A 15163-nucleotide genomic window follows, 5' to 3' on the forward strand; every position below is an offset into this window, starting at 1 on the left:
TTCCAATCCTTAGAAAACTTACATATTCGTTTTTTTTAATAAGGGACTTTACAATGTAACCTTTGTTCAAAAATATAAAGGGCGATGTATTAGGAGGTTTAACCGCTGGAGTTGCAGCACTGCCTTTAGCACTAGCTTTTGGAGTGCAATCTGGTATGGGAGCAATCGCTGGATCATACGGGGCTATTTTTATAGGTTTTTTTGGATCGCTTTTTAGCGGTACCAATACACAAGTTTCAGGCCCGACAGCACCCATGACTGCAGTAAGTATGGTAATGATCGCTGGAATTGTTCAAGTATACGAGGGCGATTTATCTAAGGCACTACCAGCAACCTTTGTATCGATTAGAAACGATTGATATCATTCCAGACCTCTTAGGGAAACAGCATATTTTTGAAAATTACGATGCTTGCCTTCATTGGATCCTTGCAAATGTCGAAGATACCGTGCCATCTCCAGAAAATTAAGTTCTGATAGTTCTTGCTTTCGCGAAAGCAAATGCCTTGTTCAACTATTATACAGCATCGGCTTTTTAGAAAATTGAAACATAGGTTGCAATTTGTTCATTTTCACCACCAATAAAAAAATGGATGTTGTTAAATCGCTATTCACGCATAGTATCCATGAGGGATGTATAATTTTAATACCTTAAAAAAATGGTATCTTTGAATTCCAAAAAAAAGAGGCGATTTTCAAGTTAAATTTCGTGTTCCTAATGGAGGTAATTTTTTGTTCAAAGGAGACAAATAATCCAATGATCATGTCGGTTAAATTCTAATTTTATAGACACGTATCGGCATAAACGAAATCAATCAAATGCAAAAATTTAACACTAAAATTGTTTAAAATGGATCAGACCAAGAAAATTGCTGTCATTGGCGGTGGTAGTTGGGCGACGGCCATAGTAAAAATGCTTTGCGAAAACCTACATACGGTGTATTGGTATATGCGCAGCGATTACGCGATTGAACACATCAAAAGGAACGATCACAACCCTAGTTATTTGAGCTCTGTAGAGTTCCGTACAGAGCAATTATACCTTTCTAGCGATATCAATGAAATAATAGGCCTATGTGATCTTTGTATATTTGCTGTACCTAGTGCTTTTTTATCGAAGGAGTTGGAAAAACTTAGCGTTTCATTAAAAGGCAAAATTGTTTTTAGCGCTATAAAAGGTATTGTTCCAGAAACTGGGCTTATAGTAGGAGAGCATTTCCATGAGCATTATGATATTGAGTTTGAAAACATAGGGGTTCTTACAGGTCCTTGTCACGCTGAAGAGGTAGCCCTAGAACGACTTTCTTATTTAACCATTGCTTGCGCCGATGAAGAAAAAGCAACATTTCTTGCTGAGCGTTTAGAAAGTGATTACATCAAGTGTAAAATCAGCGATGATATCATCGGTACAGAATACGCTGCGATGCTTAAAAATATTTATGCCATTGCTGCTGGAATTGCACATGGTTTAGGTTATGGTGATAATTTTCAGAGTGTTTTGATGAGTAACGCGATACGTGAAATGAAGCGTTTTATCAAGAAAGTTCACAAGATGAAACGCAATATTAATGATAGCGCTTATTTGGGAGATTTGCTGGTAACAGGATATTCTGGATTTTCGCGTAACCGTTTGTTCGGTAATATGATGGGAAAAGGATATACCGTACGAAGTGCACAAATGGAGATGAATATGGTGGCCGAAGGTTATTACGCTACTAAAAGTGCTTTTCAAATCAATGAAGAAAAAGGAGCTAAAACTCCTATCTTGGATGCTGTTTACAGCATTTTATACGATAATAAAAACCCTAAAAAGGTGTTTAAAAAACTAGCTGATAAGCTGGATTAAAAATTAAAACAATACAATGTCAACACTTGCAAAAGATTTTGGGATGGACGTTGCTTTAAAGCAACTAGGTCTCAAGGAAACAAATCACGGAACATCAACTGGTAATCATCACTTCGGTAATGGCGCGACCATAACTTCTTCTTCTCCTGTAGATGGAGCAGTTATAGGTAAATTAACGACCACGAGCCAAGAAGATTATGAAAAAGTAGTTGCTAGCGCACAAGCTGCGTTTAAAGACTGGAGAATGAAACCGGCACCTTTACGTGGTGAGATTGTGCGTCAGTTTGGTGATGAATTGAGACGATTGAAAGAACCACTGGGTAAACTGGTTTCTTATGAAATGGGGAAATCCTATCAAGAAGGTCTTGGAGAGGTACAAGAAATGATCGACATCTGTGATTTTGCAGTAGGTCTTTCTCGTCAGTTGCACGGTTTAACCATGCATTCAGAACGTCCTGGACATAGAATGTACGAGCAGTACCATCCATTAGGAATAGTAGGAATCATTAGTGCTTTTAATTTTCCAGTAGCTGTTTGGGCATGGAATACAGCTCTTGCATGGATTTGTGGAGATGTGTGTATCTGGAAGCCTAGTGAAAAAACACCTCTTTGTGGGGTAGCTTGTCAGAATATCATAGCAACTGTTCTTAAAAATAACAACCTGCCAGAAGGAATTTCTTGTTTAGTAAACGGAGATTACAAAGTAGGGGAAATGATGACTACAGATAAACGTGTGCCACTTATCAGCGCAACTGGTTCTACTCGTATGGGAAGAATTGTTGCGAGCAAAGTAGGAGAACGTCTTGGTAAATCATTATTAGAATTAGGAGGTAACAATGCCATTATAGTTACTCCAGATGCCGATATAAAAATGACGGTAATAGGAGCTGTTTTTGGAGCTGTAGGAACTGCTGGACAGCGTTGTACTTCAACACGTCGTCTGATTGTTCATGAATCTATGTATGATAAGGTAAAAGAAGCAGTTGTTGCTGCTTATGGCCAGTTGAAAATAGGGAACCCATTAGATGAGAACAACCACGTAGGTCCAGTAATCGATACCGATGCTGTTGCTAACTACAACCACGCTTTAGAGCAAGTTGTAAAACAAGGTGGTAAAGTGCTCGTAGAAGGTGGCGTACTTACTGGTGCTGGTTATGAAAGCGGTTGTTATGTAAGACCTGCAATTGCAGAAGCTACAAACGATATGCAAATCGTACAACACGAGACTTTTGCTCCGGTATTGTATTTATTAAAATACTCTGGAACTGTAGAAGATGCTTTGGAACAACAAAACGGTGTAGCACAAGGATTATCTAGTGCGATCATGACCAATAACCTAAGAGAAGCAGAACATTTCTTATCTCAAAGAGGATCTGATTGTGGTATTGCAAACGTAAACATAGGAACTAGTGGTGCTGAGATAGGTGGCGCCTTTGGAGGTGAAAAAGATACTGGTGGTGGACGTGAGTCTGGATCTGATGCTTGGAAAATCTATATGAGAAGACAGACCAACACGATCAATTATACTACAGAATTACCTCTTGCACAAGGAATCAAATTTGATTTGTAAGAAGTGCTTATTTTATAGAATATTCAAAAACCGCCTTAGAAATAAGGCGGTTTTTTTGTAACTAATGCTATAGAAATCTAAAAGATTTAGATAAGTAAATTTGACTGTCAACACCCATTTTTTTAATAGTTCAAAACTCTTTATATTTAAGAATTAATTCAAACCTTTAAATTATGTTTAAACACAGAAACACAGAAACACAGAAACACAGAAAGTTAAGTGGTTCAAACCGTTTTTGTTCACACTCACTGCATTCATTTTTATTGTAAGCAGTTGTGAGCGAGATATGGTAATAGAAGAAGAGGCTACGAGCTTAAAAGAAAACTCCATACAAGTTAATAAGATAACCAAAGAACAAATGTTATCAAAGTATGAGTTAAAGAGATCGCTATCAGAAATTACGTTTAAATCAAAGAATCAACTTCTTAGCGTTTATGACAGTGTCAATCAATTGTTTATAGATGACACTTATGCAAGTCAAATTATAAGTGGTGATTATGAAAGTTATAATATACCTGCGTATAAAATAAACCAAGATTCTACCGTATTGTATAACGTGTTTTTAGAAAAACAGCTGGATGGTACTTTTGAATCCTATTTGTTGAGCTATTATTATCAAAACAATGTAGGTGCAGATTTAAATCAAGAAGTTATATCTTTCTCAAAAGAACAACTATCTACAAATTTTCAAATTAATACTGATTTTAGATCGTGTGGACTTAGTGGAGTTACGTGCAATTGTTACACCCTCATGAGAGAATATGTCGACCTTGAAAGCTATGTTTATAGATGGGATTATGTCTCATGCAATAATGAAAGCATTGACGATGGAGATAGCGCAAGTGGCGGCGGTATTCCTTCTAATGACCCACCTGATTCAAACGTACCCAGTGATCCTATCGACTCTAATCCTATAGATACAAATCCAGAAGAAAATCAAGGTAGTAATGGAGGCTCTAGCGATGGTACTGCCACCATAGGAGCTACAGATAGTAATTGCCCACAATCAAGTGTACCATCACTAGGAGATGGGAGGTGTGGATCGCTTTCTGAGCCTGTCATTGGCGATGAACAATTTATTACTATTGATGGACCAGAAGAGGAAATTACTGATATTGCAGATTATTTAGCTGTTTTTGATATGTCATCATCAGCAGTAATTACCATTCAAGTTGATCAACCAATACCAAATTCAAGTGAACCTTTTGTCGTTGATGGAATAAACGTAGATGTTGGTCATTCTTTTTTGACCATCCAACAGGGTTCTACAGTTAGGAGCTTTGGATTTTATCCAGATGGAATAAGCAAACCTACAGCCCCTACTGAATCAGGTATTTTTGGTAATGATCAAGTTCATGAAATTGATGTAAACGGTAATGTGAACGCCACAGCATCTGAATTAAGCAGAATTATCACATTGGCAATACAATATAGCAACGAGGACTATAATTTAAACAATCAGAATTGCACTGATTTTGTTTTGGACGCTTCAAATATATTAGGTCTAAATTTTGGAGATGCTGGAGGTACGTGGTTACTTGGTGGAGGATCAAATCCAGGAGCTTTAGGACAAGTGCTCAGAAGTCAAATTAACTCAGGTAACTTAAATGGTGGTACTTCAACTGGAACTAGCCCATTAAATTCAAATTAATTTTTATGAAATATTTTATTTTTATTTTACTAATCAATTCTTGTGTCCATCTAAATGAAAATCAAGATCAGAAATCAATAGCAAAAAACTTTGCTTATGATTTATATTTTACAGAAAAAACCTATGATATTGTATTAGAGGAGTATACTGTTTTAACAAAAGATGAGATTACCAAGGGAGGTGATTACCTAAAACAAATCTTTAATATGTATAGAGAATCAAGTAAAGACAAAACTGTACGCGATAAGGATGATTTGAAAGTGGAAAAATATGAAGTAAAAAAACATAAGGATATTGTCCATTATGATATGGACTTAAATTATGATTATTACATATATTTTATTGAAGATGAACCATTAGGAACAGTCATATTCAACAAAAAAAATAAGATTGTTTCTTTCTTTCCTGAAATCCATAAACCAAAAACAAAAGCTATTAAAGCTGCATTTCTAATAGATATAGTTAATAGTTATCAAGGATTCTTAGAAAAACAGAAATAACTTTTATGTTCAAAATAGATGATTACTCCTTTATTCCTTTACTGATTCAAGCAGTTATTGTGTTATTTAATATCTTTTTGATTATCATAATAATCAGATTATAATACCCTCACTTCTTTAGACCACTTTTAGTTGTTTTTTAATTGAATTCTTAGGCTGCATTTTTATACATTTCAATTGGTTTTTGATTTATTCCTTGATGGTTTTTGTTATGATATTTATCCATCCACTTTTTAATTCCTCGGTACAAAGTTATACCATCATCAGCGGGGTTTAAAAAGATATGTTGGTACTTAATGGTTCTCCAAAATCGTTCAATATAGATATTATCTAAAGCTCGTCCTTTGCCATCCATACTAATTCTTATCCCTTCATCCTTTAAAAGTTTTACATAAGCTAAACAAGTGAATTGACTCCCTTGATCAGAGTTCAATATCTCGGGCTTGCCTTTGGTTTTTATGGCGTGTTTGACCACTTCCAAGCTTGCCTGTGCATCTAAGGTGTTAGATAATCCCCACGCCATAATAGCTCGGCTGTATACATCTATTATGGCTGTAAGGTACATGAATCCTTTATGCATTGGTATATAGGTTATGTCTATCTCCCATACCTGGTTAGCTCGCTCTATTTTCAAGCCTTTTAAGAGATAAGGATGTACATACTTCTTTTCTCCCAGAACTGTTAAGTGTCTTCTAGGATAAATAGGTCGAATGTTAGCCTTACGCATTAGACGCCTTACACGCTCATAGCTAGCCTTAATATCTTTATCTTCTAACATGGATTGCATGGTGAGAACTCCAGCTGTTGGTTCCTCTAAGATGTGCTTATCCATAATTTGCATTATTTCTAAGTTTTCTGGCTTTTCACCTATGGGTTTATAATACAAACTACTCCTTGATAAATTAAGAAGCTCACATTGGTTTCTAATACTTAATGAGAGGTCCTTTTGTTGTGAAATCAATTCCTTTTTCATTGCAGTAGATCCAAATTTTTCAAGCTTTTTTTTAAATAGTCTCGCTCCATTTCAAGCTTACCAATTTTTGCATAGAGCTTATCCAAATCAACTTCCTGCTCTTTTGGTTTAGATGATTTTTTATCAAAAACATCACTGGATTTTTCTAAAAACTCTTGTTTCCATTGACTGATTTGATTCGGATGTAACTCAAAACGTTCAGCTAATTCTGATAGGCTATACCGCTCCTTTAAGGCTTCTACAGCTACCTTTGTCTTAAATTCTGAAGTGAACCTGCCGGCCGGAACAGGCGGGTTTCCTTCTTGATTTTCTCATTTTGTCCATTGTTTAAAGTTAATAAATTTTCAACTTAACTAATGGTCCGAATTTGTAGAGGTATTATACACAATGCCTTTTTCAATAGGATTTTTATGGATGTAATTAATTTTTTACTGAATCACATCAGTACTCTATAATTCAATTGGTTTGTTGTCATGACGCCAAAATTGAAAATTACTAGTAGTTGAACTTTTTAAAGCTTCTTTCTTAAAATAATTTAATGAAAATTCTTTTCTGCTTTCTCTTGGATTTTCTTGAATTGATTTGATAATACTCCTACTTATATCTCTTTTAAAATCTCCTAATAACAATTCTGGTTTTTGATTATCAATACTTCTAAAAATTAAATGAACGTGATTGGTCATAATGCACCATGCATAAATTTCCACGCCTTTGCTTTTTTGACAAAATTCTTAGCGCTCTATAAGCAACTCTTTGTATTCGTTTCTAGTAAATACAGCTAACCAGCCCACAACTGCTCCATAACCCTACGAAAGGATTCGCGCGGCAGCGCGGGGCGTCCAACCATTGACGGCATCATTTCATGCGATTGGATTTTACAATTATAACCATCGCCTGAACATATTCGCTCTTACTTTAATGCTCTATAGTTGCCCGTTTGTTTTTAGCAACAATTGCCAAAAAAAACAGGCACTCGCTTCAATTATACTTTTTTTTCCTACCATAAAGGGGGAGTTAGCTCGTAACATTATATCTAATTCATAAATTATACCTCTTTAAAAAACATACCCCATTTTTTTAAAGGGTCAAAATATATAATTATATAATTATTAGATGTATACCCCTATTTAATTAGGGGGTAATATAATTTATTTATACTTTTCCCCCGTATTAACCCAATAAATAATAACCATTATGAAAAAAGTGGAAGCCATTATTAGAAAATCAAAATTTGATGAAGTCAAAAAAGCCCTTCATGCCATAGACGTTAACTTTTTCAGTTACTGGGATGTAACTGGAGTCGGAAATGAAAAGCAAGGTCATGTATACAGAGGTATTAGCTACAGTACCTCTGACATTCAAAGAAGAATGATTTCAATTGTAATCTCAGACGAATTTTTAGAGCCTGCTATTAACTCCATATTAGAAGCTGCTAGTACCGGTAATGTAGGAGACGGTAAAATTTTTGTGTCCGATATACAAGACGCTTACAGGATCAGGACTCGAGAAAATGGAACAGCAGGCATTAACTAATTTAAAATTATATAAAAATAAAATATGGAAACAGCACTATTTACAGCAAACAATGTATGGATGATGGTATGTACGGCATTGGTGTTTTTTATGCACCTTGGATTCTCTTTTTTAGAGATTGGATTAACCAGACAAAAAAATACCATTAATATTCTATTTAAAAACGTATTCATCATTTGTACTGGACTTTTACTTTATTACCTAGGCGGGTTCAACTTAATGTACCCTGGAGATTTCAATGGATATTTAGGTTTTTCAGGTTTTGGAATTCAACTTCCAGAAAATGGACTTACCCCTGATTACGCTTCTGGAGGCTACACTTACTGGACAGATTTTCTATTTCAAGGAATGTTTGCAGCCACAGCAGCCACCATAGTTTCTGGTGCGGTAGCTGAAAGAATTAAATTAGGCGGGTTCATGATATTTACAATTATCTATGTTGGACTGGTATACCCCATTGTTGGTTCATGGCAATGGGGTGGCGGATTCTTAAGCACCTTAGGTGGTGAAAATGCAGGGTTTCATGATTTTGCGGGGTCTACCTTAGTGCATTCTGTAGGAGGTTGGGCAGCTTTAATAGCCATTTACCTACTAGGCCCAAGAATTGGTAAATTTTCAGAAACTGGAAAGGCGCAAGCTATACCTGGACACAATATCCCATTAGCAGCAGCAGGAGTTCTTATCTTATGGTTAGGTTGGTTCGGATTTAATGGTGGGTCTGTTTTGTCTGCAGATCCAGCGGGAACTTCACTAGTATTGGTCACTACATCTTTAGCAGCTGCCGCAGGTGGAATAGGTGCATTTGTACTATCTGCTATTTTCTATAAAAACTATGACCTCACCATGTTTTTAAATGGAATTCTTGGAGGATTGGTTGGAATTACTGCAGGAGCAGATCTAATGTCTCCTAATGAATCGGTAATTATTGGATTGCTCGCTGGAGCGCTTATTGTTTTAGCAGTAGCTTTTGTAGACAAAATAAAATTAGACGACCCGGTTGGTGCAGTAGCGGTACATTTAATATGCGGGATTTTTGGTACTCTGGCAGTAGGAATATTTGGCGCTAAGGCAGGAATAGATCAGTTCCTATTCCAACTAGCAGGTGCAGGAGCTACAGCTGTTTTTTGTTCCGTTACGGCTTTTTCAATTCTTTATATTATTAAAAAGACTTTTGGAATAAGGGTTTCCAAAGAAGAAGAACTAGAAGGATTAGACCTTCATGAACATGGAATGGATGCTTATGCCGACTTTAGATTAAACCAACACTAAAAAACCATTATAAATAGCAACGGAGCGTTCTGCAAAACGCTCCGTTTGTTAAAAACCACTTAAAACCGAATTCTCATGATTTTTAAAACTATTACAAAGAACGTAAAATTATTATTGTTAAGCACTTCTTTAACCCTATCATTTTTATCTTCTGCTCAAGAGCTTAAAGAAAAAACAGTCCCAAAACTTACCTTCAGCGGAACTCTAGATACTTACTTTAGAGCAAATCTAAACGCTCCCAATTCAGGGGAACAAGCTATGGCTCCGGGTAGTTCATTTGCAAATTTGCCTGGATTTGCCTTGGGCATGGCAAATATTATAACAGCCTACAAGGGAGAAAAAGTAGGCTTTGTAGCAGATTTAGTTTTTGGACCAAGAGGTACCGATGCTATTTTTAACTCGCCAATGTATTCTGCTACTGGAAATGTTGTGAATCAATTATATATGTACTGGAATGCAAGCGATAAAATAACCATAACTATGGGTAATTTTAATACCTTCTTAGGCTATGAGGTTATTTCTCCCGCTGCAAACTTTAACTATAGCACTTCCTACTTATTCTCCTATGGCCCTTTTAGCCATACAGGAATTAAAGCAGACCTTGCGTTGACTGAAGATGTATCTCTTATGTTAGGAGTCTTTAATCCAACAGACCTTACAGAATATAATCCAACTGGAGGTTACGCATTTGGAGCTCAGCTCGGTTATAAAGGGCAAAACATGAATATATTAATAGATAATGGTGCATATGAATTGGATTACACTGGCGGATTTTCAATTACTGATAGTTTTTACTTAGGGTTAAATGGAGCCCACTATGACAACGACGGAGTAGGTTTTTCAGGAGTTGCCTTATATCCTCAACTCACCACATCAGATTCATTTGCCATTGGTCTTAGGGGAGAATACTTTTTAGAACATGGGGCTTATGGTGCTATTGACCAAATAGGTAACAATGTAGCAGATTCAAGTGTTTTTGCTCTAACACTTACCGGAAGTGCTTCTATTGGAAGCCTATTATTAAAACCTGAAATTAGGATTGATAATGGCTCTGACGCAAGCTTTTTAAATACCAAATTTGCACCTCAAAAAAGCCTTTCTTCATTTTTACTAGCAGCAGTTTATGCATTTTAGCTCCCTGTGTTTTGATGAATAGGTAATTGTTAAGTTCGTTTTTTTTTAATGGTGCCCGCTTAGTTAACAAGTGGAACAGCAAATCAACGAAGTGATCTAGTAGCAAGCTTGAACGCAGCACTCCTCAACGAGTTAGAGCAGCCTCTCAAAAGAATTGAACATGCATCAAAAACCTGATCAACAACCTTATTAAATAGCACAACGCTTTGTTTTAAATGAAGAGTTCAAATCATGAATAACTGGTTGTATGCCATGCGAGAAGTGAAGCCCAAAACTCATGTCAAAGCACTGGAACAAAAATCAGAAAACTGAATTTGAACATCATTGTGATCTAGCCACTCCTTTTAATACTAAAACTTATTGAACCCCTTATCCGTCATAGCATAAGGGATCTGTACAGAATTGTACAGGTATAATTGAAAACGTTTTCCAAGAAAAATAACCCTTTAGATTAGAAAGCAAAAAAGGAAGCACAATAGTTATTGGCCTACCTAAAAGTTTGATGGTAATCCCCCGATTAAAGCACTACAATGCAGATGTGTTGCACTTATAGGGGGAACTCAGCTTTGTTTGAAGAGAAATACATTGCTTTACTATTACTCCCTCCATTTTTATGTTTGCCGTCATCTAATTTATCTGCAAGCCTGTTGTTACTTTCAATTACGTGGTAAAGGCCTCCTGTGGGGGCAATGAAACTTGATATAGGAAAAAGGTGCATCACAAAAAAATAGCACCCACAAAATTATTGTAAATAGGTATTCCAATTAGAACGAACTCCTTTTCCAACTAACTATATTTGCAACCCGATAAGATTAAATGAGTCAACAGACCTTTTACTTGTTGTTTTTCTTTACCCCTAACTAAAGAAAAACTTTATAAAAAAGAGTCCTACATATTGTTATATGGGACTACTAGAAAAAGCTGAGGAGCTCCATCCTTGGCTTTTTTGTTTTGAACAGTCCCCAAATCATGACCCCTACGCCTTTTGTTTCCGTAACCAACTATACCTTTACGACCCCTTTAAAAAATTAACCATGCACTGCACCGCTTGTCTTAAGTCTTCTGGTAATCGATCAGCATTCCAAGGATGCGAGGATCCTAAAGTATGATTTGCTTCTCTAATGAGTTTTAATTGGGAATGAGAACTTGCTTTATGAAGTGCATAAGCATCGCTTACCAAAACTGCTTCATCTAGTTCTCCATGAAGGATCAAGTGAGCTTGCTTTATTTTTTCGGCTTGTTTAAGAATAGTTAATTCTTCTTCATTTTGAAGGAAATCTTCATAGAATTGGTAGAAAAGCGGCATTTCTTGTTTGGTACGTGCGTTTTTAACATAGATCACACCTTTTTCTTTCCATTCCTTTACCTCTCCGGCATTTGGAAAGCGCTCGGCATAATGAGCCACACCAGCAAGCGTAATAAGTTTTGAAACTCTAGCCTCCTTTGCGGTTACTATGGTGGTAATACCCCCCGCTCGAGAATGCCCTAATAGATTTATCTGATGACGATCTACTGGCAAATCTGAGTTTTCTATCCAATCCAAAACCCTAATGGTATCTCTTACTTCTATACTGTAATTATTGTTTCCAAAAGCTTCGAGATCTGGAAAATCCATAGGCTGCTCTACAGTGCCCCCGTTGTGTGAATAGTTAAATTTTATAAATAGAAATCCCGCTTTCGCGAAAGCGGAACCCATCAAGCTCCATGCGCCCCAATCTTTAAACCCTTTATATCCATGACAAAAAACAACTACAGGTAAAGGGGTACTGCTTTCTTGATACTCATAATCCAACAGTATAGCTCGATCGCTTTCTCCTTTTATGATACTATTATTCTTTGTAATCATACTGGTTTTTCTGTAAGGTGAATTTCTTTATCAAATAATTCTTGAATCAACCTCAGAAGTACTTTTTCAAAATCTTGCAGCACTTCTGCATCAATCATTTTTTCTTTATAAGATCTTGCTTCCTTAAAAGAAAAAGGAATATAGCCCTCATCAAAATTCTTAAAACTGATAATCCCTGCACTAGCTTCAGTAAAGGGTTCATTAAGACTATACAAATAACTGTACATCAGGACTTGGAAGGCTTTTGCCTTTTTATAATCCTCTGATAGTATATGGAAATTTTGTGGATCAATACCTACATCCCCTTTTTCAGTCGCTCCAGACTTATAATCAATAATGCGCAATTTTCCGTTGAGTTGATCAATACGGTCCACCTTTCCATGGATTTTCACCTTACCTATTTGCGGAACTTCAATATGGGCCTCTAGTTTGCGCTCTACGCTTTTAATAATAAGTTCTTGGCCCCCTAGAACAAGATTCAAGTCGCTTTGTACCATTTTCTTGATGTAATGAAGGGATACTTCATAAATGATTTTATTTTTGCCTAAGGGTGTGGATCCTGACGAGTAACACTCATGATACGCCTTTTCTAATTGGGGCAGGATTTGCTTTTTGATCTGGTCAAAATCTTCTTTGACCAATAGTTTACCCACATAATACTGATACAATTTATCAAGCGCTTCGTGAATAATCAAACCCATGGTGTTTGCAGCAATATTCTCTTCCACATCCTCCATATCTGAAATGCGCAAAATCTTACTCGCATAAAAGTCAATTGGATTGCGCACATAACTGGTCAATGCAGATGGACTAAAACCACTAATGGCTATTTGCTGTAATCGTTCAAAGTAAGAGGGTTCCTTTTTAATTACCAGCAACTTTTCCTTTACTGCACTATTTTTAAAAATATACTGTTGGTGAGAGATGACGTGCTTAGAGTTTTGATCTGTTTCTAATTGAGTTAAAAACCTGCTCTTTTCTCCACCTCCTAGGGTATCTCCTTCTGTATTGTAAATAAACGCTGCCTTTTCTACTCGATGAAGCAATCTGTAAAAGTGGTAAGCGTATACACTATCTTTCTCTGAATAGGTAGGCAACTCAAACTGATACTTCATGTCATTTGAAATATAAGAGGTTGTTGATTTACCTGCAGGTAAAACACCCTCGTTCACTGAAAGCATGATGATATTTTTATAATCTAAGGCTCTTGTTTCTAACAGCCCCATAACTTGAAGTCCCCGAACCGGCTCTCCTATAAAATCAAGATTTTTAAGAGACACCAATTGCTTGTATAGATAGGCAACGGTTTTAAGGTCCTTAATTTCTTGATTGTTGTCAATAATAGTTGCCAGATGTTGCACCACTTCGGTAATGCCTAATAATTGTTCTATTTCTAGTCTTCGATTCTCTTCTTTAAGCAATTTGATTTTAAGCTCGTGCAGCAAGAATTGAATCAGACCAATAAGCCCACCAACATCCTGTACCGGTTGAAGTATTTTATAGAGCATGTCATTTGGTGAACCTTCATCAAAGCTCGATGGAGTCACATAAATTAAATTTTTCTCTCTTATATATTGAACCAACCGCCTGGAGTCCTTTTTAAGGAGCACATGAGCAAAGGAGGATTCTAAAATGTTGATCACGCCCTTATAATAAAATCCATCCTCAATAGCCTCGGTATGCATCTTAATAATATCATAGATAAAAGCAGTTAATGGCAACTGATCTAGTGCAAGTCCCATCGTCACGTTAAAGTGCTCAATATTCTCAGGAATAGCGTCTAATAAGGGAAGTAACAAGCGCTCATCTGCAAGAATAACAGCAGTTTCCTCGAGTTCTTCTTGTGGGATTTGCTCCATTAACTGAACGGCCACTTGAATCATGCTTAAGTTACCTGCAGCACCATGAATACCTATCTGTTTATTGGTGTTATACTCATTGCTATACAGTTGTAATTCTTTTGAAGTATAATACTTCCACTGCTTTTTAAACTTGCGTATAAACTTACCCGATTCGTGATGTGGTACATCCATCAAATAGGCATCTATATCCCAATAAACCAACCCCCTTTCTTCTTGAATAATTTTTTGAATGATTTTGGATTCGGCAGTATTAAGCGCATTAAGTCCTAAAAAGATAGTTTTTACACGATGCTTTAATATAGAAGCACTTGATTCTTGTTTCCCTTCAAAAAGATTCAAATGAATTGTGTCAAAGTGCTCCATACAGCGATCAAATGCCAATCGATAGGCCATACCTTGATAAGCAGTTTCATTTTCCATACATAGCTTTTGGAAAGCCTCATAATACAAGTGTAATTTTTTCCAGAATCTCAAGTACTTAGAAACCATCAAAGTGGGGGTTTTATTCAAAGCCCAATGGTCCATTTCTTTGACACTACCTAAATAATTAAAAAACTGTTCTGGATCAACTAGGTAACGATCCATCTCGTTGAAATCTTTAAGAATAGTGGTTGCCCAACCTATAAATTCGTCAAAGCTATCCACTTTATTATCCTTCTCTACACTTTTGTAAGCGCTATAAAACAGTGGTAACAGATCTAAATCATCCACTACTTCTACTTCAGCAAGTTGTTCTATATACTCTTCTACACTATAAATTTTAGGCAAAAATATAGGTTGCTCCAGACGTTGTGCTATGTACCTGCTTAAAAAAATACCGACCCTTCTCGACGGCACGACATAAATAGCTGTGGTGGTATCTATTTGATTTTTCTCAAGATCCCCAAGAACTTTTTCTAAAAATGAATTCATCTGGTTAAGATAATTAATATGCTTCTTTTAGGAGTCTTTTTTAGATTCCTTTTAAAAATAAAAAAGTCC

General features: G+C 36.2%; 9 protein-coding genes and 4 pseudogenes. 8 read left to right on the forward strand and 5 right to left on the reverse strand.

All coding sequences use genetic code 11. The annotated features are described in order from the left end of the window. Nucleotides 1-62 precede the first annotated feature (62 nt). The 5 genes and pseudogenes from KG732_RS12330 to KG732_RS12350 form a co-directional block, all read left to right on the forward strand. Nucleotides 63-332, forward strand: a pseudogene (locus tag KG732_RS12330) (SulP family inorganic anion transporter); the annotation flags it as partial. A gap of 516 nt (nucleotides 333-848) precedes the next feature. Further along, entirely contained in the window at nucleotides 849-1844 is a 996-nt protein-coding gene (locus tag KG732_RS12335; RefSeq protein WP_213524207.1) for an NAD(P)H-dependent glycerol-3-phosphate dehydrogenase, read from the forward strand. Between the two features lie 16 nt (nucleotides 1845-1860). Further along, nucleotides 1861-3414, forward strand: coding sequence for an aldehyde dehydrogenase family protein (locus KG732_RS12340; protein WP_213524209.1), 1554 nt, complete (start codon nucleotides 1861-1863; stop codon nucleotides 3412-3414). Nucleotides 3415-3649: 235 nt separating this feature from the next. Beyond that, nucleotides 3650-5065, forward strand: a complete 1416-nt coding sequence (locus tag KG732_RS12345; protein WP_213524211.1) for a hypothetical protein — start codon at nucleotides 3650-3652, stop codon at nucleotides 5063-5065. A 5-nt stretch (nucleotides 5066-5070) separates the two neighbouring features. Continuing rightward, on the forward strand, nucleotides 5071-5565 hold the full coding sequence (locus tag KG732_RS12350; RefSeq protein WP_213524213.1) for a hypothetical protein: 495 nt from the start codon (nucleotides 5071-5073) through the stop codon (nucleotides 5563-5565). A 151-nt stretch (nucleotides 5566-5716) separates the two neighbouring features. Here the strand turns inward: KG732_RS12350 and KG732_RS12355 are convergent. From KG732_RS12355 to KG732_RS12365, 3 pseudogenes are all read right to left on the reverse strand, one after another. Then, nucleotides 5717-6559: pseudogene (locus tag KG732_RS12355) on the reverse strand (IS3 family transposase); the annotation flags it as partial. Continuing rightward, nucleotides 6535-6801: pseudogene (locus KG732_RS13190) on the reverse strand (transposase); the annotation flags it as partial. The pseudogenes KG732_RS13190 and KG732_RS12355, both read right to left, overlap by 25 nt. 186 nt (nucleotides 6802-6987) lie before the next feature. Next, nucleotides 6988-7248 (reverse strand): annotated as a pseudogene (locus tag KG732_RS12365) (transposase); the annotation flags it as partial. 484 nt (nucleotides 7249-7732) lie between these two features. Here KG732_RS12365 and KG732_RS12370 point away from each other — a divergent pair. From KG732_RS12370 to KG732_RS12380, 3 genes are all read left to right on the forward strand, one after another. Further along, entirely contained in the window at nucleotides 7733-8071 is a 339-nt protein-coding gene (locus tag KG732_RS12370) for a P-II family nitrogen regulator (protein WP_213524219.1), read from the forward strand. A 24-nt stretch (nucleotides 8072-8095) separates the two neighbouring features. Further along, nucleotides 8096-9340, forward strand: coding sequence for an ammonium transporter (locus KG732_RS12375; RefSeq protein ID WP_213524221.1), 1245 nt, complete (start codon nucleotides 8096-8098; stop codon nucleotides 9338-9340). A gap of 75 nt (nucleotides 9341-9415) precedes the next feature. Beyond that, nucleotides 9416-10474, forward strand: a complete 1059-nt coding sequence (locus KG732_RS12380) for an outer membrane beta-barrel protein (protein ID WP_213524223.1) — start codon at nucleotides 9416-9418, stop codon at nucleotides 10472-10474. A 1009-nt stretch (nucleotides 10475-11483) separates the two neighbouring features. Here KG732_RS12380 and KG732_RS12385 read toward each other — a convergent pair. Together KG732_RS12385 and KG732_RS12390 are read right to left on the reverse strand one after the other, a co-directional pair. Then, the gene (locus KG732_RS12385; RefSeq protein WP_213524225.1) at nucleotides 11484-12320 is read right to left on the reverse strand and encodes an alpha/beta fold hydrolase; all 837 of its coding nucleotides are present in this window, start codon (nucleotides 12318-12320) and stop codon (nucleotides 11484-11486) included. Further along, entirely contained in the window at nucleotides 12317-15094 is a 2778-nt protein-coding gene (locus tag KG732_RS12390) for a PD-(D/E)XK nuclease family protein (protein WP_213524227.1), read from the reverse strand. The genes KG732_RS12385 and KG732_RS12390 overlap by 4 nt, the downstream gene beginning before the upstream one ends. Nucleotides 15095-15163: the final 69 nt, after the last annotated feature.

Origin of the sequence: Nonlabens sp. (genome assembly GCF_018401815.1) — a bacterium.
Classification (GTDB): domain Bacteria; phylum Bacteroidota; class Bacteroidia; order Flavobacteriales; family Flavobacteriaceae; genus Nonlabens.